General features: G+C 40.7%; 20 protein-coding genes. 14 read left to right on the top strand and 6 right to left on the bottom strand.

The features are described 5' to 3' along the window. Positions 1–13: 13 nt before the first annotated feature. From ACPWSO_RS08610 to ACPWSO_RS08585, 6 genes are all read left to right on the top strand, one after another. Positions 14–694, top strand: coding sequence for an ABC transporter ATP-binding protein (locus ACPWSO_RS08610; protein ID WP_426082528.1), 681 nt, complete (start codon positions 14–16; stop codon positions 692–694). Then, positions 695–1972 carry an ABC transporter permease gene (locus ACPWSO_RS08605; protein ID WP_426082526.1) on the top strand — a complete coding sequence of 426 codons (1278 nt, stop codon included), beginning with the start codon at positions 695–697 and terminating at the stop codon, positions 1970–1972. A gap of 166 nt (positions 1973–2138) precedes the next feature. Beyond that, on the top strand, positions 2139–2735 hold the full coding sequence (locus tag ACPWSO_RS08600) for a nitroreductase family protein (RefSeq protein WP_426082524.1): 597 nt from the start codon (positions 2139–2141) through the stop codon (positions 2733–2735). Positions 2736–2959: 224 nt separating this feature from the next. Further along, positions 2960–3844 carry an SDR family oxidoreductase gene (locus tag ACPWSO_RS08595; protein ID WP_426082522.1) on the top strand — a complete coding sequence of 295 codons (885 nt, stop codon included), beginning with the start codon at positions 2960–2962 and terminating at the stop codon, positions 3842–3844. Positions 3845–3867: 23 nt separating this feature from the next. After that, positions 3868–4299: a DUF2188 domain-containing protein gene (locus ACPWSO_RS08590; RefSeq protein ID WP_426082520.1), complete on the top strand. Its 432-nt coding sequence runs from the start codon at positions 3868–3870 to the stop codon at positions 4297–4299. A 152-nt stretch (positions 4300–4451) separates the two neighbouring features. Next, complete coding sequence (locus ACPWSO_RS08585; protein WP_426082518.1) at positions 4452–4967, top strand: DNA-3-methyladenine glycosylase I; 516 nt, start codon at positions 4452–4454, stop codon at positions 4965–4967. 219 nt (positions 4968–5186) lie between these two features. On the opposite strand, the gene ACPWSO_RS08580 is transcribed toward ACPWSO_RS08585, so the two are convergent. Next, positions 5187–5930: a MerR family transcriptional regulator gene (locus tag ACPWSO_RS08580; protein ID WP_426082517.1), complete on the bottom strand. Its 744-nt coding sequence runs from the start codon at positions 5928–5930 to the stop codon at positions 5187–5189. 126 nt (positions 5931–6056) lie between these two features. Here ACPWSO_RS08580 and ACPWSO_RS08575 point away from each other — a divergent pair, with 126 nt between their 5' ends. The 3 genes from ACPWSO_RS08575 to ACPWSO_RS08565 all read left to right on the top strand — a co-directional run bounded on the left by ACPWSO_RS08575 (position 6057) and on the right by ACPWSO_RS08565 (position 11311). Then, the gene (locus tag ACPWSO_RS08575) at positions 6057–8279 is read left to right on the top strand and encodes an ATP-binding cassette domain-containing protein (protein ID WP_426082516.1); all 2223 of its coding nucleotides are present in this window, start codon (positions 6057–6059) and stop codon (positions 8277–8279) included. Positions 8280–8484: 205 nt separating this feature from the next. Next, the gene (locus ACPWSO_RS08570) at positions 8485–10485 is read left to right on the top strand and encodes a HelD family protein (RefSeq protein ID WP_426082514.1); all 2001 of its coding nucleotides are present in this window, start codon (positions 8485–8487) and stop codon (positions 10483–10485) included. Between the two features lies 1 nt (position 10486). Beyond that, positions 10487–11311 carry a helix-turn-helix transcriptional regulator gene (locus ACPWSO_RS08565; protein ID WP_426082513.1) on the top strand — a complete coding sequence of 275 codons (825 nt, stop codon included), beginning with the start codon at positions 10487–10489 and terminating at the stop codon, positions 11309–11311. Positions 11312–11621: 310 nt separating this feature from the next. Here ACPWSO_RS08565 and ACPWSO_RS08560 read toward each other — a convergent pair whose 3' ends face one another. From ACPWSO_RS08560 to ACPWSO_RS08550, 3 genes are all read right to left on the bottom strand, one after another. Further along, on the bottom strand, positions 11622–13052 hold the full coding sequence (locus ACPWSO_RS08560; RefSeq protein WP_426082512.1) for a 6-phospho-beta-glucosidase: 1431 nt from the start codon (positions 13050–13052) through the stop codon (positions 11622–11624). A 317-nt stretch (positions 13053–13369) separates the two neighbouring features. Further along, the gene (locus ACPWSO_RS08555; protein ID WP_426082511.1) at positions 13370–14698 is read right to left on the bottom strand and encodes a PTS sugar transporter subunit IIC; all 1329 of its coding nucleotides are present in this window, start codon (positions 14696–14698) and stop codon (positions 13370–13372) included. 293 nt (positions 14699–14991) lie between these two features. Then, positions 14992–15747 carry a MurR/RpiR family transcriptional regulator gene (locus ACPWSO_RS08550; protein WP_426082510.1) on the bottom strand — a complete coding sequence of 252 codons (756 nt, stop codon included), beginning with the start codon at positions 15745–15747 and terminating at the stop codon, positions 14992–14994. A 352-nt stretch (positions 15748–16099) separates the two neighbouring features. On the opposite strand from ACPWSO_RS08550, the gene ACPWSO_RS08545 reads away from it, so the two are divergent. From ACPWSO_RS08545 to ACPWSO_RS08525, 5 genes are all read left to right on the top strand, one after another. Continuing rightward, the gene (locus ACPWSO_RS08545; RefSeq protein WP_426082509.1) at positions 16100–17407 is read left to right on the top strand and encodes an MATE family efflux transporter; all 1308 of its coding nucleotides are present in this window, start codon (positions 16100–16102) and stop codon (positions 17405–17407) included. 80 nt (positions 17408–17487) lie between these two features. Next, complete coding sequence (locus tag ACPWSO_RS08540) at positions 17488–18021, top strand: dihydrofolate reductase family protein (protein WP_426082508.1); 534 nt, start codon at positions 17488–17490, stop codon at positions 18019–18021. A gap of 160 nt (positions 18022–18181) precedes the next feature. After that, positions 18182–18625 (top strand): CopY/TcrY family copper transport repressor, encoded by a 444-nt coding sequence (locus ACPWSO_RS08535; protein WP_426082506.1) that lies wholly within the window; start codon positions 18182–18184, stop codon positions 18623–18625. A gap of 5 nt (positions 18626–18630) precedes the next feature. Continuing rightward, the gene (locus ACPWSO_RS08530; RefSeq protein WP_426082505.1) at positions 18631–21096 is read left to right on the top strand and encodes a heavy metal translocating P-type ATPase; all 2466 of its coding nucleotides are present in this window, start codon (positions 18631–18633) and stop codon (positions 21094–21096) included. 29 nt (positions 21097–21125) lie between these two features. Further along, complete coding sequence (locus tag ACPWSO_RS08525; protein WP_426082503.1) at positions 21126–21329, top strand: heavy-metal-associated domain-containing protein; 204 nt, start codon at positions 21126–21128, stop codon at positions 21327–21329. 64 nt (positions 21330–21393) lie between these two features. Here ACPWSO_RS08525 and ACPWSO_RS08520 read toward each other — a convergent pair whose 3' ends face one another. Beyond that, on the bottom strand, positions 21394–21912 hold the full coding sequence (locus ACPWSO_RS08520) for a VanZ family protein (RefSeq protein ID WP_426082501.1): 519 nt from the start codon (positions 21910–21912) through the stop codon (positions 21394–21396). A 320-nt stretch (positions 21913–22232) separates the two neighbouring features. Further along, on the bottom strand, positions 22233–22313 hold the full coding sequence (locus tag ACPWSO_RS08515; RefSeq protein WP_426081163.1) for an IS3 family transposase: 81 nt from the start codon (positions 22311–22313) through the stop codon (positions 22233–22235). Positions 22314–22319 lie beyond the last annotated feature (6 nt).

Genomic DNA, 22319 nt, shown 5'->3' with positions numbered 1-22319 from the left:
ACGGAGGAGTCAAATGGCTGTAATTGAAGCAAAAAGCTTGAAGAAAAGTTATGGGAAAAATGAAACTAGATTTGATGCGTTAAAGGGTGTCAATGTACAGATTGAACAGGGAGAATCAGTGGCAATTATTGGGAAAAGCGGCTCAGGGAAATCAACATTAATGCACATCCTAGCATTGCTTGACAAACCTAGTTCTGGAGATATTTTATTGAATGGAAACAGCGTGAGAGATATCAAGAAGAAGGAATTAAACCAGACAAGAAACGAACGATTCGGTTTTGTCTTTCAACAGTTTTTCATGAATCCTAAAGATACTGTCTTGAATAATGTGATGCTCCCTTTGAAAATTGCCGGTATTTCTGGAAAAAAGCGTAAGAAGATGGCAATGGCAGCGTTAGAAGCTGTTGAGTTGGAGGATAAGGTCAATAATAAAGCGAACAATCTTTCTGGCGGGCAAAAACAGCGGGTATGTATTGCCAGAGCCTTGGTAAACAATCCTCAGATTATCTTTGCAGATGAGCCGACTGGAAATCTTGATTCCAATACAGGTGAAAAAATTGAAAAACTATTATTTGACTTAAATAAAAAAGAGGGAATAACCTTGATTATCGTAACACATGATGATGAGCTGGCTGCACGATGCGACCGGCAAATACGAATCAAAGACGGGGAAATCATAGAAGGGGACGAATAAATGAAAATCAGCGATATCTTAAAATCCGCAGGAGCAAACCTGCTTAGAAATAAAGGAAGAACAATTTTAACAATCGTAGCAATCTTTATTGGTGCCTTTACGATTTCATTAACAACTGGGGTTAATACCGGAGTTAATGATTATATTGACAAACAGGTAAACAATGTTGGAGGAGAAAACCAGCTCTTTGTTCAACCAAAACTAGATATGGGGATGGCTGGGGGAAGTAGTGAAGGTCCGGAAGAGTACAATCCTGATCAGGCTGGGGCAGAAGCAGAGTATATGTCCGATAAGGATGTCGATAAAATCAAAGCTATTAAAGGCATCAACAAAGCGGAGCCTTTTAACTTTCTTTCAACAGACTACATTCAAGGTAATGATGACAAAAAGTTTGTTTTCTCAGCGGCAACACCAAGCGAGATTAAAATGGATTTAGAGGTTGGAAAACAGGTAGCTTCTGAAGGAGAGGCCTATGAAATAAATCTAGCCCCAGAATACGTTGAGAGCTTGGGTTATAAATCAGCAAAAGAAGCATTGAACAAAACAGTAAAAATTGCAGTAAGCTCTCAAGCGACAAAAGAACAGGAAATTGTAGAAGCAAAAATAGTAGGTGTTCGTAACACAAGCCTTATTCAGGGAGGGCAGTCAATCGTTAGTAAAGCGTTAGGGGATAAAATCATAGCAATCAATGAAAACGGTCTGCCTGATACAATGAAGAATCAATATATGATGATTTCAGCAGTTATGGATAAAGGCCTGTCTAAAACCAAAGTGGAAAAAATCCAAAAGAAATTAGAAGATGCCGGCTATACAGGAACTACTGTTGAAGATGAAATTGGCATGATTCGCAATATCATCAATGCAATCACCGGTGTTCTGACCATGTTTGGTGCTATCGCATTACTGGCAGCGAGCTTTGGCATCATCAATACTCTTTATATGTCCGTTCAGGAACGGACAAGAGAAATTGGGTTGATGAAAGCGATGGGATTGAGTAGTGGAAAAGTCTTTATGGTCTTTAGCGTCGAAGCCGCATTAATCGGATTCTTTGGTTCTGTCCTAGGTATTCTAGGAGCGATGGGTGTTAGCACCATAATCAACAGCTATGCGGCAGAATCATTCCTTGATGCGTTAACCGGATTTACCTTGCTGCAGTTTTCACCAATTTCCAGCTTGTGGATCATCCTAATCATTATGTTGATTGCGTTTCTTGCAGGTACTTTGCCGGCAAGAAGAGCTGCGAAGCTTGATCCAATCGAGTCTTTACGCTATGAATAAGCGGAATAAAGTATAGAATAAGCTGTCAATCTGGTACCTAAATTTAGGTACCGGATTTTTTTACTTTAAAAAAGTAAGCAAAACTCTTTACTTACTTTTCGTAAGCGTATATACTGTAAGAGTAGTAGAAATTATTTACTTGTGAAATCGAAAGGATGAAAAAAATATGTCAAATTTTGTTCAAGAATTAAAAAAACGTCGTTCTATCTATGCTTTAGGTACTAACCTAACAAAATCAAATGAAGAAATTACAGCTTTAGTGAAAGAAGTAGTAAAAGAAAGCCCAAGTGCTTTCAATTCTCAAACGCAACGTGTCGTTTTTCTGTTTGGTGATGCTCATAAAAAATTATGGTCATTGACAGAAGATGCATTGAAGCCGTTAACTCCTGCTGAAGCTTTTCCTAATACACAAGCGAAATTACAAGGCTTTGCCGGTGCTGCTGGAACAATCTTATTCTTTGAAGATCAGGATGTTGTAAAAAGTCTGCAGGAACAATTTGAATTATATGCAGATAATTTCCCAGTATGGTCTGAACAAGCAAGTGGTTTAACACAGGCAAATGTTTGGACTGCTTTAGCCCAAGAGAACATTGGTGCAAATCTGCAGCATTACAATCCTGTTATTGATGAAGCTGTTGCTAAAGAATGGTCTATTCCTGCAAATTGGAAATTAAGAGCGCAATTAGTCATTGGTTCAATCGAAGCACCAGCAGGTGAAAAAGAATATATGGATGATGCAGCGCGCTTCCGTGAGTTTAACTAAAATCAAAGAATCAGGGATAGATATTCTTCTAGTCGCTATCTATCCTAATCGTCTGCATTTCATAGTAATATGAAGAAGCTAAACCTGCCTTATGTACAGTTATATTGTATGTGGGGCAGGTTTATTTTTTGTAGTCTTAACCAAAAAAATAAAGCGTATAATTTGAAGCAGTTTTAATTTTGTATTAGGGTGAAATAAGAGAAAGAAAACAAGGAGGAGCTAGAATGAGTGATTTAAATAACCCATTGACAAAATTTTATTCAGGAAAATTTGAGAAGCAAAGACAGGAAGCACCTGCTTTACAAAGAAAAATGACCCCTGTGCCTGATTGTGGTGAGGAAAGTTATACAGGCTCAGACAAACTGAGCGGAAGGAAAGTCTTGATTACCGGCGGTGATTCTGGAATTGGCAGAGCAGCAGCAATTGCTTATGCTAGAGAAGGGGCTGACGTGGCAATAAACTATCTTCCATTTGAGGAAGAGGATGCGCTGGAAGTAAAACAATGGATTGAAAAAGCCGGCAGGAAAGCAGTGCTGGTACCTGGCGATTTAAAAGAGGAAGCTTTTGCCAGAAAACTTGTACACGCTGCAGCAGAGGAACTAGGCGGACTTGATATACTTGTGTTAAATGCTGGTATGCAGCAAGCCGTTAAAGACATAAAAGATTTAACGACTAAACAGATTACGGATACTTTTACGACGAATATTATATCTATGTATTGGACAGTACAGGAGGCAATGGCTTATCTGCCAGCTGGAGGCAGTATTATTACAACTACTTCTATTCAAAGTGAAGAACCCAGCGCTCATTTGCTGGATTATGCAGCAACTAAAGGAGCGATTACAGCGTTTAGTAAGGGTTTGGCAGCTCAATTAGCGCCGAAAGGCATTCGTGTAAATACCGTAGCGCCAGGTCCAATCTGGACAGCTTTGCAGATATGTGGGGGTCAGCCGCAGGAAGCTATTCCGGAATTTGGACAAAAAGAATTGCTGGAACGAGCAGGACAGCCTGCCGAGCTAGCTGCTGTTTATGTTTTTCTTGCTTCAGATCAGGCAAGCTATGTTACTGGTCAGGTCTATGCGGTCACAGGTGGCAGCTTTTTTGCCTGAATTTATAGAGGAGAGTGACTGCTATGCCATGGGATAAAAATGATTATCCGGCTTCTTTTAAAAATTTTGATCCGCTACTCAGAAAAAAAGTTATCGATATAGGGAATGCATTATTGGATGAAGGCTATCCAGAAAATCAGGCAATTCCAATCGCTATTTCACAAGGAAAAAAATGGTTGGATGAAGCTTCTGACTCCGAGAAAAAGAGCTTCAAAAAAGAAAACTACCCTAGGAAGTCTGATCAACATGGGGGAGAAAAAATTAATCAGGATTTGCTTAATAATGATGTACTGGTTTATTTTCAAGAGGAGTACTGGTATGTGAAGACAAAAGGGGCGGAAAAGGCTTCAGATTCCTTTGAGAGAAAGCAACAGGCTTTAAAACGGGCACAGGAAATTGCTGACAACAAGAATTCAAAGGTGATTCAGTATAATAAAGATGAACAGCCAGAATAAAAAAAGTTAAAGGATTAAGTAAATTAAGAAGGGAGAGGGCAGCTTAGACAGCTATTTTGTCTAAAGCTGTTTTCTCCTTTTGCCTTGTCAAAACAGGGAGGGATTTATGATACAATAAATGACGGCGATGATTGAATAGGGAGGGGAACAAGGTGAAGGCGTATCAGTGGTATAGTGAGCAGTGGGGAAAACCGACAAAGGATGATCGAATGCTTTATCTTTTGCTAACAGTCGGTGTATTTCAGGCAGGGCTAAGCTGGAAGGCTGCCGCCGGAAAAAAAGATGCGTTTTTTCGGAATTTCTGTGATATGGACTTTCGACAAGTAGCAGCACTGTTTCCAGATGATATTGAAAAGATTCTTAAGGCGCCTGATATGATTCGAAATCCACGAAAAATCAATGCAACCATTCAAAATGCTCGAGCAATTGTCCAGCTGCTTTCCGAAGGAGAGTATAACAGCTTTGCAGACTACTTGTGGGATTTTGTTGGTGGGGTACCAGTGGTAAAGACCTATGAGAATTCTGATGAAGTGACCAATACGCTGCCGGAAGCAACGGTGATTGCAAAAGACTTGAAAAAAAGAGGGTTTTCTTTTGTGGGTCCGGTTGTAACCTGTATGTTTCTAAAAGCAGCGGGGGTGATTCAGGATCAAGTAGTTAATTCATAAATGAACTTCATTAATAATTGAAATGAAAAAAGAAGTTGGGACAGATGCACTTACTCGTTGCAGTTAAATGCTGGTATGTGCTCCAGCTCCCACTGTTTATCTGGATTCCATGTGAGCGGGATGTGACTCAATGAGTTATGTCCCGCTCACATTATTTCTTCCGATTTAGACATATCAAAAGTCTGAGAATCTATTTACATCCGGCTCTGTTTATTACTGTCAATCCAGTGTGTAAAACTCAGTTCCGGGAAAGACCTCTAGATATTCTGGAGATAGATGGTTAATTAGTTGATAAAGATACGTTTGGGCAATAAACTGACGCTCAAGTATTTTGTTCAGCCAGCGGAGGGCATGTTCTGCTAAAGCAATCATTTCTGAAGGGGTCTCCGCATTAAAGGTTGCCAAAATTTCCCGTACCTCATCCAGCGACCAAGTAGAGGCACGAATCAGCCGAATGAGCAGCAGTCTCTTCAACGCTTGTTCATCAAATTTTCGATAGTTACTTTCTTCATCCCGGTGAACAGTAACAAGCCCCTCAGTGCTCCAGTGGCGAATAGTGGTTTCTGTTAATGACAGGCGCTCTGCTGCTTCTCCAATAGTAATCCAGCCCTTTTTCGGCATTTGTGTGAGAACTTCAATTTCTTCGTCATGTAAAAGTGCCCGGGTTTTCTCCGTAATGTCTTTCTGCTGGTGAAGCTTCAGTTGTTCCTGATTAAGCTGCCAGAACAGCTGTGTGTAATTCCCTGTCCGGATGTTATCCATCATTTTTTTGCTGCTGGTATATCCGTAAGCCAGAGTGCAGGTACGAACAGCTTTTATATAGTAGAAACTAGTTTCTGTATAGATACGGTAGCCGCTTTTTGAACGGACGGGTGCAGGAAACAGTTCATGCTTTTCGTAATGACGCAGCAGACTAGTACTGATATTTAGCTGGCGGGCAATATCAATTGGGCGATAGTTCACAATTATTCCTCCGGATGCTAAGCTTTTTTTATCATTATACTACAGACAAGGTGTTTATTTTATAAAAGTTTAGAACTTGCTTTAAAGTGATATTATAGGGTTACTGCGATAAAAGGAGGAATTGATATGACAGAATATTTGCGGATTGTCGGAGCGAATGAGAATAACTTGAAAAATGTGGATGTGGAAATTCCCAAAAGAAAAATTATTGTTTTTACAGGGGTGTCCGGTTCTGGTAAGTCATCAATCGTATTTGAAACAATTGCCAGTGAATCTCAGAGGCAGCTGAATGAAACCTTTAGCGCGTTTGTCCGGACGTTTTTACCGAAGTACAAAGCACCGGATGTTGAATCTATTGAAAATCTGTCAACTTCAGTAGTGATTGATCAAAAAAGGCTGGGAGGAAATTCGCGCTCGACGTTAGGCACAATTACAGACATTAATTCCTTGTTGAGAGTTCTTTACTCTAGAGTGGGTCAGCCAAGTATCGGGACAGCCAATTACTTTTCCTTCAACGATAAAGAAGGAATGTGCGAGCAGTGTCAGGGAATCGGGAAAATTGTTGAGGTAGCTGAAGAGAAGCTGGTAGATGAAAAGCTTTCTTTAGCTGAAGGGGGAATTATTTTTCCGCCTATAAAAAATACAGAATGGTATATGAAAAGCTATCTTGATTCAGGTCTGTTTGATCTTGACAAAAAAATCAAAGACTATTCCCCAGAAGAACGAGAGCTCCTAATGCATGGCAAAGATTTAAAAGTAAAAATCGATGGAGTGAACTCAAGCTATGAAGGGTTAGTAACTAGATTTAATCGGCTGTATCTAATGAAAGAAGGGGAGATAACGCCAAGGGCTCAAAAAATTATTACTGAGCACAGTCATGAAGCGGTGTGTCCTGTTTGTGAAGGGAAGCGACTGTCGCAAAGAGCATTGAGCGTAAAGGTAGCCAATCACTCAATTGCTGAGCTTACGGCGATGCAGCTAAAGGATTTAAAAAATTGTCTGGAAGCAATTCCCCTGCCAGAAGCTCAGCCCATTTTAACGGGGTTGAAGGAGAAGGTTGGTAACTTAGTCGATATTGGGTTAGGGTATCTCAGCTTGGATAGAGAGACAACCACCTTGTCTGGTGGAGAATCCCAGCGGGTAAAAATGGTGAAGCACTTGAACAACAGCTTGGTAGATTTGCTGTATATTTTTGATGAGCCTAGTATTGGGCTGCATCCACGAGATGTTCACCGGTTGAACGAGCTATTAATTAAGTTGAGAGATAAAGGCAACACAGTGATTGTCATTGAGCATGATCCAGATGTAATCAAAATTGCGGACCATGTGATTGAAGTCGGTCCTCATGCCGGGAAGCATGGCGGTGAAATCATGTTTACGGGTACTTATGATCAGCTATTAGCGTCTGATACATTGACAGGAAGGTTCTTAAAGAAGCAGATTCCAATTAAACAGCAGCCAAGAAAAGCAAATGAGTTTTACAAGGGAAAAAGTACCTCGAAGCACAACCTGAAAGCTGCTGCACTGACTATTCCTAAACAGACGCTGACTTTGATTACCGGGGTGGCTGGTTCGGGAAAAAGTACCTTGGTAAGAGAATCGTTTCTAAAGGCATATCCAGAAACGATTATTATTGATCAGGCAGCAGCTCAGACCAACTCCCGTTCGAATCCTGCAACCTATATCGGCATCATGGACGGCATCAGAAAATTATTTGGCAAAGTGAATAATGTTTCACCTTCGTTGTTTAGCTACAATTCCAAAGGAGCTTGTGAAAACTGTAAAGGACAAGGATACATTGAAACAAATTTAGCCTTTATGGATGCTGTGAAAATGGAATGTACTGTCTGTGAAGGTCGACGCTTCAAGCAGGAAGTTCTGGATTACATGTATCAGGGCAAAACTATTAATGAAGTGCTGGGTTTAACTGTTGAAGAGGGCTTGGAATTCTTTCAGGAAGCTGCAATCCTCAAAAAACTGAAGGCAATGGCTCAAGTTGGGTTAGCCTACTTGACTATTGGACAGCCGATGAGTACCCTTTCGGGTGGCGAATGTCAACGGATGAAGCTGGCCAGCGAGTTTTATAAGAAAGGTAGTATCTATGTGCTGGATGAACCTTCTACTGGTCTTCACTTGTCAGACATTGATCATATTATGGAAATTATGAATCATTTGGTTGACCAGGGAAATACCGTTGTTGTCATTGAGCATCATGTGGATATCATTCGCCAGGCAGACTGGATTGTAGATATTGGACCAGATGGCGGCGATCAGGGCGGAAAAATTATCTTTGAAGGATATCCCGCAGCTATCAAAGAAGCTGATTCATTGACCGGACAGTATATTTAAATAGTAAACTTTAGAGAAAATCTGACAAAAATGTATAATCTTAAACAATCGGATGACTGCCGCAGCAGTTCTTCGATTGTTTTTTTCTTAGTAAAAATGCCGTAGGATACAGTTTATCAAGAGAAACCGCAGGATTGGACAAAAAAAGTAAGATTATTTCAATTATAATTATTGATTAGACAAATAAGCGAAGGGAAGTGAAAAAATGACTAGGGTGAAACAAGAAGAAGAGCAAAACTGGGGGAGAATAAGGGCATTGCTGCTTGCTCGCGAGACAGAGCTGACAAAAGAGCTAATGAATTTCGCAAGTGAATCCAAACAGTTTCAAGAATATCTGGTAAGCTATAAAGGAGAAATTGATCCGCATGAAATGTTCACTAATTCCCGGCTTCAGGAGCAGCAGCAGCTCGCAGAGTCTATCAGCTTTCAACAGCTTGAAAAAATTCGCCGGCAAAAACAAAATCCTTATTTTACCCGTGTTGACTTTTTATTTGCAGGAGAAAGGATGGCAGAAGAAATTTATATTGGCCGGTCTTCTTTTTCAACGAAGGAACATGAACTGATTATTTATGACTGGCGGGCACCGATTGCGGGTATTTTTTATGATTTTGATATTGGACCTGCCAGCTATCTAGCTCCTAATGGGAAGGTTCATGGAGAAATAACTAAAAAGCGTCAGGTAAAATTTTTAGATGGAAAGATTGATTATGTCCTTGAGTCCGGCAAGACTGTTTTTGACGATGTGCTGCAAAAAGAACTCAGCAATCAAAGCGGCGGTCAAATGTCAGCTATTATTAGTACAATTCAGACGGAACAAAATGCTGTTATCCGGAATACTCATGTTAAAAATCTAATTATTCAAGGAGTAGCAGGCTCAGGAAAAACATCGATTGCCCTGCATCGGATTGCTTTCCTGCTTTATCATTACAGAGAAGAGCTTTCTTCAGAAGAAATTCTAATAATTTCCCCTAATAAGGTATTCGGCAGCTTTATCGCTCAGGTTCTGCCAGAACTGGGAGAGGAGCCAATCCGTGAATGGACAATTGATGCGTTTGCCGTTCAATTTTCTTTAACCCGTCCGGCTTATTCTCGTATAGAAGAAGTAGAGCTATCACTGGATGCAGACATTACTGACAAAAAAAACAGCTATCTTGGTTCCGTTCAGGCTGGTGATGATCTACAGCAGTTTTTAGAAGAACTGGATCAAACAGCTTTTGTCCCTCAGCCGTTAATCATTGGGGAGTATGTCTTTGATGAACACTTTCTTAACACGCGCTTTCAGGCCTACAAAAGGCAAAGTGTTACAGAACGCTTGCGGCAGATTGCTGCAGAAATTATTGAAGAGCTAAAATTGAAGCCCTTTCGTCCAAGTAAAATGCCGACAGTAACGCAGATTAAAACCAAACTGCTGACCATGTATAGGTTTCGCAGCTTTCAACAAATTTATCGGGCATTTTTGGAGCGGGCTAAGCTCCTCGAAAGCCGCAGCTATAGCTATTCAGAGCTGTTTCCATTAATCTATAGCCGAATGTATTTTGAAGGGATTGAGCTTGCGGCGGAAATTCGATATCTAATCATTGATGAGATGCAGGATTATACTCCCATACAATATATGGTCTTTAATAAGCTGTTCAAATGCCCCAAGCTGCTTGTCGGTGATTATACTCAACAGCTGAATGAGCACAATGAGATGTCTATTGCGCAGCTAACACAGATTTTTCCAGATACACCAGTGGTTCATTTGACGAAAAGCTATCGTTCAACTTATGAGATTATGCGCTTTGCTAAACAGATTATTGATGATCAGATAATTGAACCGGTTCTGCGACACGGCGAACAGCCGAAAATAATCCATGTAGCCACTATTGAAGAAGAACTAAATCAGATTTGCTTGTTAATTGAGCAGTTAGGCGAGAAGTCCGGCATCGCTTTGATTACTAAAACGAACAAACAAGCAGAATTCTGGTATACTAAACTGGTAGAAAAAGGACTAACCTTAAGCTGGCTGAAGGGTTCTGAGGAAAAGCTGACAGATAAGCAGCTGATTATTTGTTCTGTAGGCACTTCTAAAGGATTAGAATTTGATGCAGTGATTGCGGTTGAAGCCTCGGCGGCTAATTACCCCGGAGCAATTGGGAAACAGCAGCTTTTTGTCATTGCCACTCGTGCCATGCACAGGCTCTATTTTATCCAAAGGGGGGAGTAATATGAACAAGCGTCAGTTAACTGCCGCGGCTGTCGACTATATTGAGATGAGGCTGGAAAAACCGCTGTCTGTCGAAGAAATTGCCCGTGAGCTGCATTATTCGTCGCACTATCTCCTTCACGAATTTCACGAAATTAGTCAACTGTCTTTATATGATTACATCAAACGCCGCCGCCTTCATTTAGCTGGACAGCAGCTTCTTGCTACAGATAAAACGATTATTGATGTAGCTCTGGACAACGGGTATCAGAATCAGCAGTCCTTTACCAAGGCTTTTACAACACTTTATAAAACCACACCCAAGAAATTTCGGGCAGCTCAAAAAGAATTTGGAATTGCTGAATCGCTGCTGCTCTTTGATCAGCTGACCAAGGATTACCAAGGAGCAGTTAAGACAAAACAAGCAGTAATTGGCGAGCTTGAGGATATCTGTCAGCTAATGCGTGCGGTAAAAGGAACGTTCCCCTATTGGGAAGAACGAACATTTGTTTCAGTGATAACTCAGCGGATTGGCCAAGGGGAAGTAATCATAAGTAAAGTGGGGAAGACCTGTTTGGGGCTGCTAATCATTGATAAAGAGAAAAATTTAATTGAGGGCTTAACCTCTCTGCCGGTGACTTGGTCATTAGAACTGGAAAAGCAGCTGATTGATTATACTAGAGCGTTATTCAACAAAAAACGGACAACGCTGTTTACAACCACTTTTCGGGCGCAGGATAAGCTGGATATTGGTTGTCGGGAGCGGCTGCTGCATTTAAGCTTTAAGCCAGCAGGAGAGCTTGTCGAATTTAATTATCCTACAGAACGCTTTGTACTTGAGGTTTAGCACAGAGAATGCAGCGAGAAGCAGGGAGCTTTTCTGGAAGGTGCGAGTTAATTTTTAAGTCAAACAAGGTGTTAAATGATAAAGAATACTAAAACCCTGTTTTTGCGGAAGATACGTGCAAAAGCAGGGTTTTAGTATAGTAGGGAAGAGCTTGAGCCATAATCTCAAACTCTTATTTTTCTAAAAGCCAACAACGCTGGAACAGAAACAACCTTTTGGGAAATGAGCGTAACGTCTCTGCCCCAGCATTTTTCTTAAAGAAGCTCCCGGATTCATTTTATCGAAAATCTACAGAATAGTGATGGTATTCTTATAGTTTTTCTCCATTTGTTTGAATAACCTCTTGGTACCAGCTGAAGGATTTCTTTTTAAAGCGTTCCATTGTGCCGTTACCATCGTTATCTTTATCAACATAGATAAAGCCGTAGCGTTTTTTCATTTCGCCGGTTCCTGCTGATACTAAATCAATAAAGCCCCAAGGGGTATAGCCGATTAAATCTATCCCGTCGTACTCTACAGACTCTTTCATTGCTTCTATATGAGCCTTTAAATAGTCAATCCGGTATTGATCATCAACTGTTTTATCAGGTGTCAATTCATCAATTGCTCCAAAGCCGTTTTCAACAATAAACAAGGGGAGCTCGTAGCGCTCATTGAACCAGTTCATTGCATAGCGAAGTCCAGTCGGGTCAATCTGCCAGCCCCAGTCAGACGCTTGTACGTAAGGGTTTGTCACCAAATCTTTTGATTCATCATAGTCATAGGCAGGTCCTTTGTCATGATCTTTCACAGCAAATGACATATAGTAGCTGAAACCAATATAGTCTACACAGCCGTTGGCTAGAGTATCCAAGTCCTTCGGCGTAATATCCAGTCGATAACCCTGGCGGTCAAGATAACGCTCAATGTAGCTAGGATAGCGTCCTCTAACGTGGACATCGGTAAACCAATAGCGTTTTTGCATGGCAATCACAGACGCCATCATGTCCTGGGGTGCACAGGAATAAGGATAAATCGGCACCATAGCAATCATACAGCCAATTTGGAAATCAGGATTAATGGCATGACCAATCCGGGTAGCTTCTGCACTGGCAACTAGCTCATAGTGAGCTGCCTGATACATAATTTCTTCCCGATTTTCACCTTCGGCATATTTGATGCCGGAATTAGTAAACGGAGCAAAATCTTCTTCAAAGTTTGTTTGGTTATTAATTTCATTAAAGGTCATCCAGTAGGTTACTTTTTCTTTGTAGCGTTCAAAACAAACTTCAGCAAATTTAACAAAAAAATCGATTGTTTTACGGTTTCGCCAGCCGCCGTACTCTGTAACTAAATGGTAAGGCATTTCAAAATGAGAAAGGGTGATTACTGGTTCAATACCATACTTCAGACATTCATCGAATAAGTCGTCGTAAAACTGAAGACCTTCTTCATTCGGCTGATTTTCATCGCCCTTTGGAAAAATTCGGCTCCATGCGATGGATGTTCGAAAGCATTTAAGACCAAGCTCAGCAAAGAGCTTTACGTCCTCTTTGTAATGATGATAAAAATCAATTGCTTCATGATTTGGATAATTTTCTCCCGGAATAACACCATCTGTAATTTTTCGCGGAACACCATGCGCTCCAGCAGTCATTACGTCAGCAACGCTAATGCCTTTGCCGCCTTGATCCCAGCCGCCTTCTAGCTGATGAGCAGCAACTGCCCCGCCCCAAAGAAAATCTTTTTTTAAAATTGACATATGCATCTACCTCTTTATTCATAGTGTGTGTTGAGGTTGTAACAGAAGTATTCTGGCTCGATAAATAATAAGAATCAGACGAAAATTATCAAGAAACACTACAAGGGAACCGAGTAAATATTGATTGCTACCTGCATGGAGCTTCTCTTATTTTCAGTGTCGCTCGATTTATTTCCGCGGAGTCAGCCTCTGAAACACCGTTTATTCAGTCTTAGGGCATGGGATTATTTTATCGTCCCCGGTCCCAGATTGCTTCGAGTAAAAAACGGGACAGAAGCGGAGTGTTTTGCTAAAGCACGGCTTCTGTCCCTGTAGTATTATTGTGCTTCGATTTTTTCCAGTACGTCTTCTTCAATCGGTTGATTTGTTTCCTGTGCGTAGTTGATAGCATCCATCTTACGTGCAAATGGCAGGTAGATGAAGAAACCAAGAACTAGGACAAAGGCTTGTAGTAAGGCTGTTTTCCAGCCGCCGACTAATAGTCCGGAGAGTACTGCCGGAGTGGTCCATGGTACCTGGACGGCGGTAAAGAGCGGAATTAAGCCAGTGTAAAGTGCAAAGTACGTAATAACTGAAGAGACAACTGGCGTCAGAATAAACGGCACCATCATGATTGGGTTCATTACAATTGGTGTTGCAAAGGTAATTGGCTCGTTAATTCCGAAAATCGCTGGAGCTAATGACAAGCGTCCTAATTGTTTGAACTGTGCAGATTTTGCGAAAAATACCATGAACACAACCAAACCAATGGTCATACCGGCACCTGTTACTGTTTGGAACTGATCCATGAATTGTTTTGTAACGATGTGACCGCCGTTTTCAATTGTTAAAGCTTTACCAGCATTTAAAATTTCTGTATTTTCTAAAGAGTTAGCCTGTAAAATTGGCTCCATGATACCGCCGACAATTGTTGAACCGTGAACCCCGAAGAACCAGAAGAACGGAACCAGGAACCCGATAATCAATGCGCCGCCTAGAGTATCTGTTACTCCTTGTAATGGAGACTGCAGAATGTCGTAGATAAAGTCGAAGAATGTTGTATTGAATACTTTATCGAAGAAAATGTAAATGAACATTGCGCCAGTAATTAATACAGCTGCAGGAATCAGTGCTGTAAATGAGTTTGCTACGTTTTCAGGAACTGCTTCTGGAAGCTTGATACGGATATCATGACGCAGGAACCAGCTGTATACCCAGCCGACCACTAATCCAACTAGAATGGAAGTAATCATTCCTTGACCGCCAGTCCAAGTCTTGTCAATGATATTACCAATTGTTACGCCGCTTTCAGCGTCTGTTACTTCACCAGCCATGAATAGGATGAAGATAACCAGACCAATCATACCAGCTGGTAATCCTTCAAAGCCTTCTGCTTTAACATAAGAATAAGCAATACCAATAACAGCGAAGACAGCCATGATAGCAAATGAAGCACCGAAGGCCTGATTAAAGTAAACAGCCAAGCCGCTTTCAGTTACCCAGTCAGCAAGTGGTGTGTAGGGAATATTCGCTAAAAGCAGGAATATGGAGCCGACAATTGTAAATGGCATGGTATAAAGCATCCCGTTTCTTAGAGCGGTAATTGGTTTTGTGTTAACAAATTTTAGTACGGGTGGTAAAAGCTTTTCATTAATAAATTCATTCATTTTTAACTCATCTCCTCTTAACATAAATAAGTAAAATATACGTATAAGTTCATGTAGTGTATCCGTGGAAGAAGTAGCTTGCCTCCTTTTGAAAGTTTGAATACGTTTACAGCTTTAATATAAAAGATTTCCACATAAAAAGAAATAGTTTGGGGCTTTTGAGAAACATGTTCCAACGGAAAAAACAAAGCAGTTTAAGCGCCTTGTACTACCGGCATTCTTAAACTGCAAATTAATGTTTATGGAACAGAATCACTAGTGTCCTTTTATTTAATGGGTCTTGGTAAGAATTACTATTTTGAGGCTTCCCGGGAAAGCTGTTTTCCAACCTGATGCGCCAAAAGCTCAATCAAAGCAATCACGGGAATCTGAGTGGTCAGATTAATATAAGGATCTGCATATACAGATTTTTCTTCAGGCATATAATAGGAAATATTATAGTCGGCTAGCCGAGCAATCGTTGAGTTTTCATCATTGGTAATGCTCAGAACCGTAGCATTAGAGCGTTTAAAATCTGAGACCATTTTGACAATCTCAGTAGTTTCTCCGGAAACAGACAAAGCGATTACTAGGGTACTTTCAAAGCCGCGGGGAGGGATTGGTGTAAAGGGATCACTGACACTATAAGTGTTGATACCAATGTTAGCGAAATAACGACTGCCGTAGCCTCCAAGAACACCACTGGTTCCGAGACCGACGAAAGCGACATGACGGGCAGCTAAAATCAAATCGACAGCAGGCTGAAAGGTTTCCAGATAGGTCTGTTTGTTAATCTTTTTCAAAAAAGAATCGACATGGACGGCTGAATCATAGTAGTCTTCAAAGCTGTTGGGTTGGTCTTCTTCTTTTTTTAATGCAAATTTTAATTCAGAGAAGCCTTCAAAGCCCATTTTTGTACAAAATCTTAGAATAGTTGATGTAGATACATGGCAGTTTGCCGACAACTCACGAATCGTCAGTTTTGGAATCTGATCTATATGCTCAAGGATATACTGATAAACAATTAGTTCCAGATTATTTAACGACTGTATTCTTTCTAAATCAAACAAAATGAGCCACCTCTTCTTACCGTGTTTTCTATAGTTTACAACACAAGTAATCATCCGTATAGAATTATCTTTGGAAAAAATAAGGATACGGTGAAGAAGATCAGAATTTAAAAGCATAAATACAGCTATTAGTCGGTGGCTGTTTTTCATAAAAAAGCTTGTTTTTCTTAGTAATACTTGCTAGAATAAGCTACAACTTCAGCTGCCGGACTATCTTTAGCTTGTAGCTGACTGGAAATTGAATAAGCATTCATAAACAAAATCGCCGGGTTTTGTATAAACTATGAGTAGAGAAGTCATCTGATAGGCCGCAGGAGGATGACTAATCTGCTCTTTTTTTGGAGGAAATAAAATGGAATCGACGTTGAAGAAAGAACTGACTGGATATGTGAGTCGAAATGTTTTGAGTATGCTGGGGCTTTCTCTCTATATTTTAGCGGATACGTATTTTATTGCCAACGGTGTGGGTCCTTTTGGTCTGACAGCATTGAATCTGGCATTGCCGTTGTTTAATCTGATTAATGGATTGGGGCTGTTGCTGGGGATGGGAGGGGCGACACTTTTCTCCCTGCATAAAACAACACATCCTGAACGGGGCAAACAGTATTTTTCTCAGCTGGGGTTAATAGGCATCGGCGTCGGGTTATTATTTACATTAGCAGGGCTGCTATTTGTGGAACCTTTAGGTGCGATACTGGGAGGGAGCGCCGAAACGCTGCCTTATCTTATTCTTTATTTACGAGTGATTTTAATCGCTGCACCGTTCTTCTTATTAAATAATTTTGTCCTAAGCTTTGTAAGAAACGATAATAATCCCCACCTGACCATGGTAGCCATGCTTGCTTCCAGTTTATTTAATATTCTTTTTGATTATCTGCTTGTTTTCCCCTTAGGCATGGGCATGACAGGCGCTGCACTGGCTACAGCAGTATCTCCTATTCTCAGTTTGGCAATTCTTTCTTTCCATAGAAAGAAAGCCAGTCGGCTGCTAGGTATCGAATACGCTGTGCCTAAGCTGAAGGTTGTGTGGGAAAGTCTCAAATTAGGAGTTCCATCATTTCTGACAGAAATGAGTAATGGTGTAAGTATTCTTGTATTTAATATCGTACTGCTTTCTTTAGCTGGGGATATCGCAGTAGCAGCCTTTGGTATTCTGGCCAATATTTTTTTAATAGGTCTTTCGATGTTTACCGGAACTGCTCAGGGGATTCAGCCGATTGTCAGTCGGGAGTTTGGTAGAAAGAATAATGCATCTGTCAGGTTGGCGCTGCGATTCGGATTAATTGTCAGCTTCATTTTAGGATGTTTGATGTATCTGCTTGTCTGGCTGTTTAAGCTGCCGATTATTAATTTATTTAATAGTACGAATAATCAGGAGTTAATTAGCTATGCAGTTCAGGGAATTCCAGTCTATCTATTCAGCTTCCTGTTTTCCGGGTTAAATGTTGTATTCAGTATCTTTTATGCATCGATTGCTCAAGCGAAGCAGTCGTTCATTTTAGTTCTTCTTAGAGGGTACCTATTACTGATTCCGGCTGTGTTTATTCTGGGAAAACTTTTCGGAGTGGAAGGAGTTTGGAGTAGTCTGCCTTTGACCGAAATACTGACATTGGGAATAGCGCTTTTGTTTATGCATAGGATTCGCAAACAAATTGATTGATTTTACTTGTGACTTCAAAGAAAATGAGCTATAAGTAAATAATTGGTTAATAAGTGCCGATAAATGGGGGGAAAGTGATTATGAACAGAAAGGTCATTTTATATATTGCGATGAGCTTAGATGGTTATATAGCAGAAGAAGACGGTTCAGTCGACTTTTTAACAGATGATATTGAAATGAGCGAAAAGGACGACAGCTATGAAAAGCTGATGGAACAAATTGATACAGTAATTCTTGGTCGGAAGACTTATGATCAAGTAGTCAATGAGCTTTCTCCCGAAAAGTATCCTTATGAAGAAAAGCATTCTTATGTTTTAACTCATAATGTAGAGGAAGGTCGTGAAAACCTAACCTTTACTGACGAAAAACCTACAGCGCTTATTCAGCGGCTTCTTGTCGAGGATGGAAAAGATATCTGGATTGTAGGCGGCGGTCAGGTGGTAGCTCCTTTAGTAGCGTCTAATTTAATTGATGAATACATCATCACGACAATTCCAATAGTCTTAGGAAAAGGGATACCTTTATTTCAACAGATTGATCAGTCAGTTAAACTGAAAAATGTACAGTCCTACAGTAAAAACGGCCTGGTCACCTCTGTATTTTTAAAAATATGAAAAGTGCTAACTACTAAAAACGTTCAATCTCCTATTTTTTAGAGAGAAAGAACGTTTTTTTATTTTAAGAGAAAAGCTTTGACAGTAGTAAAAAAATCAGTTAGAATAAAAAAGAATAAAACGACTACAAATGTAATCGATAATTAGAGGAGGGCGAAAAATGACGGATTCTAAGATTACTGATGCAGAATGGGAAGTTATGCGTGTTGTGTGGGCACAACAGGAAACGACCAGCAACGAAGTATATACGATACTTAATGAAAAAATGCAATGGAAGAAAAATACAGTAAAAACATTATTAAGCCGTTTATCCGAGAAGGGTCTGTTGGCGACAAAGCCTTTGGGAAATAAATTCATTTACTATGCACTAGTTGAGGAAAGAAGAAGTCTGGCTGATCTCTCTGATGAGCTTCTCGCAAAAATTTGCAGTAAAAAAGTAGGAGAAGTTGCCGGTCTGCTCCTGCAAAAGAGTACCTTAAGCTTTTCAGATATTGAGCAGCTGGAAAAATTACTTGTACAAAAAAAGAAAGAAGCAGTGACATCTGTTCCTTGTAATTGTATTCCAGGACAATGTCAGTGTCATCTGATTAAGGAAAAGGAGTGACGTGTGTGTCGACTAAAACATTTGATATAGAAGGAATGAGCTGTGCGTCTTGTGCACAGACCGTTGAAAAAGCAGCGGGAAAGCTGACAGGAGTTACCAAAGCTTCCGTTAATCTGGCAACAGAAAAACTAACAATGGATTACGATGAGGAAAAATTGAGTGATCAGGCGATTGCACAAGCCGTAGCAGACGCAGGCTTTCGGGCGATCAGTCCTGCAGTACAAAAAATCTATACAATAGAAGGCATGACTTGTGCGTCTTGTGCACAGACGGTGGAAAAAGCGGTTAAACGTCTGAATGGTGTGGAGCAGGCTACAGTAAATCTGGCAACAGAAAAACTGTCCGTTAGCTATAATCCGGAAATTCAGAATAGCAGTGAGATTGCTGCAGCGGTAAAGGACGCTGGGTATGAGGCTGTTGAGGAAATCTCAGAAAAGGATCAGGTGGAGCGAGACCAAGAAAAAAAGCAGCAGCATATTCATAATATGTGGCAGCGTTTCTGGCTTTCTGGAGTGTTCACCGTGCCGTTATTATATATTGCAATGGGACATATGCTAGGATTACCGCTGCCTGCTTTCATTGATCCAATGGCAGCGGGCACTACATTTGCAGTTTTACAGCTGATTTTGACTGTGCCGGTACTATACTTAGGCAGGAGCTTCTTTGTTGTCGGCTTCCGCTCTTTATTTAAAGGACACCCCAATATGGATTCGTTAGTTGCCTTAGGTACAAGTGCGGCATTTTTATATAGCTTGTACGGAACGGTAATGGTATTTAACGGTCATACACATTTCGCTATGGAGCTGTATTATGAATCAGCAGCGGTTATTTTAACCTTAATTACTCTAGGCAAGTACTTTGAAGCAGTTTCCAAAGGGAAAACCTCTGAAGCAATCAAAAAGCTAATGGGTCTTGCTCCTAAAACTGCTCGTGTAATTAGAGCTGAAGAGGAGCTTGAACTGCCGATTGATCAAGTGCAGCAAGGAGATATTATTGTTGTTCGTCCAGGGGAAAAAATTCCAGTTGATGGTGTGGTTTTGGAAGGTACGACAGCGATTGATGAATCGATGCTGACTGGAGAAAGCATCCCCGTTGAGAAAAAAGCTGGAGATGCTGTTATCGGAGCAAGTATCAATAAAAATGGAACGATTCAGTTCAAGGCAACAAAAGTCGGTAAGGATACAGCCTTAGCTCAAATTGTTAAATTGGTAGAGGATGCACAGGGTTCTAAAGCGCCAATTGCCAAGATGGCAGATAAGATTTCCGGTATTTTTGTTCCTATAGTAATTGGCTTGGCAATATTGTCTGGTTTAGCTTGGTATTTCATTGGTCAGGAATCATGGGTTTTCTCATTGACAATCACTATTTCTGTGCTAGTCATTGCTTGTCCCTGTGCACTGGGCTTGGCAACACCAACAGCAATTATGGTGGGGACTGGAAAAGGGGCAGAAAACGGTGTACTGATTAAAAGCGGAGATGCACTGGAAACAACGCATAAAATTCAGACAATTGTGTTTGATAAAACGGGAACCATCACTGAAGGAAAACCAGTTGTGACAGATATCCTTGTGAAGAATAATCTGTCAGAACAGGAGCTGCTTCAGTACGCCGCTTCAGCTGAAAAAGGATCTGAGCACCCGCTGGGCGAAGCCATCGTTAATGCAGCTCAAGAACAGGAGCTGCCGCTTTATTCAATGCAAAATTTTGCAGCAATTCCTGGGCATGGTATTCAGGGAGAAATTGAAGGCAATCAGCTTTTATTAGGGAATAAAAAGCTGATGATGGAGCAGGGAATTGATTTAGGTGATTTTCTGGAATCCTCTGATCAGCTGGCTGAAGCGGGTAAGACGCCAATGTTTATCGCTCAAAATCAGCAGCTTGCCGGAATCATTGCTGTAGCTGATACAATCAAGGAAAGTAGTAAAGCAGCCATCGAAAAGCTCCATCAGATGGGGATTGAAGTTGCCATGATTACTGGCGATAACCGGCGTACTGCTGAAGCCATAGCGAAGCAAGTAGGCATCGATAGGGTGCTTAGCGAGGTTCTGCCGGAGGATAAGGCGGCAGAGGTAAAAAAACTTCAGGCTGGAAGCCGCAAAATTGCCATGGTTGGCGACGGCATCAACGACGCACCAGCTTTGGCACAGGCGGATATCGGGATTGCTATTGGATCTGGGACAGATGTCGCTATAGAATCAGCCGATATTGTGCTGATGCGCAGTGACTTGATGGATGTACCAACCGCAGTGGAACTAAGCAAATCAACGATTAAAAATATCAAGGAAAACCTATTTTGGGCATTTGCGTATAATACGTTGGGAATTCCTGTGGCAATGGGTGTGTTGTATCTATTTGGCGGTCCGCTGCTGAATCCGATGATTGCCGGAGCTGCAATGAGCTTTAGTTCAGTTTCAGTTTTGTTGAATGCACTACGCTTGAAACGGTTTAAACCAACAGCCGTTCGAAAATAAATGAATCAATTATTGAAGGAGAGAGACGAATGAATCAAACAGTAAAAATCGAAGGAATGAAATGTGCCGGATGCGTAGGAATTGTAAAGGAAAAATTTGAAGCCTTATCGGGAGTGAGAGAAGCAGAGGTCAACCTTGCTGAAAAGAAAGCTGTACTCTCTGTAGAGCAGGAACTGTCTCAGACTGAGCTTGAGCAGGCACTTGCAGAGACGAAATTTACCATTATAAAATAAAAAAATAGAAACGACAGACCTGATGTTTGGGTCTGTCGCTTTTTATTAGTTCATTCTCTAATAATCAACGATTAAAGAAAATTAGAAACAAAACAAATCCGGTAGCCAGCATAAAGAGAAGTGTTCCTGCCGACAGCAGAAACTTGTCTAGTTTTTCTTCTGAAAACAACTTTTTTAGTAGGGCATAAATCAATAAACCTAGCAGACCGCCGAAAACATTAGTGATTAAGTCGGTGATGTCGGAAGTTCCTAAATCAAAAATATATTGGCAAATCTCCAGACTTAAGCTAAACAAGATAATTAAGCGGACCTTTCCCCACAAGGAAATATTTTTACCTGCAATACCCAGTAAACCGCCGAAAGGAATGAAAATTACCGCGTTGTAGATAATTTCTTTAAGGTCTAGCTTACCATTAATAACAACCGAGTCTCCAAAGGGAATCAAATTGATATTTCTTAAATGACCATCATTCAAAGCAGCAAGATCATCAAAACTAACAGAAAACTTTAAAAGGATAATCCAAATAACGATTAGCAAGTAGGCAACAAGCAGAAGCGTTCCCCAGACCGTCTTTTTCTTCATAACATTTCATCTCCAATCATCTGTCTTCCTTACTCTATAATACGTTACTATTGCGCGGGATTTCATCCGCCTACAGGCTGATATTCTTTGGCGGCAATTGGATGAATAAGTAATCACTTAGTTCAAATGTGAAATAGGCGCTAGCTGTTCATGTCTATGTAGCTATCAAATAGACCTACTTCCACGATTGCTTGAGCCAAAGCAGCGCTTGGAAGTTTAGATAGTTGTCGAGAATTCTCTTCTCTAAAAAAGACTTGAAACAAAGAGGTCGAGACAAAAGGGCACTGACCCCCAAAAGTGAGAGGGCAAAAGAGAGGCGATTAAACGGTCTGTTTTCGATAGGCTATCGGTGATAGATAACCCAACTTCCGTTGAATTCTATGGGTATTATAATTCTTAATGTAATT

This window comes from Enterococcus sp. LJL51 (assembly GCF_049894025.1).
In the GTDB taxonomy this organism is placed as follows: domain Bacteria; phylum Bacillota; class Bacilli; order Lactobacillales; family Enterococcaceae; genus Enterococcus_L.
Note: the sequence above shows the minus strand (reverse complement) of the source record. Positions and strands in the feature narration are given on the sequence as shown.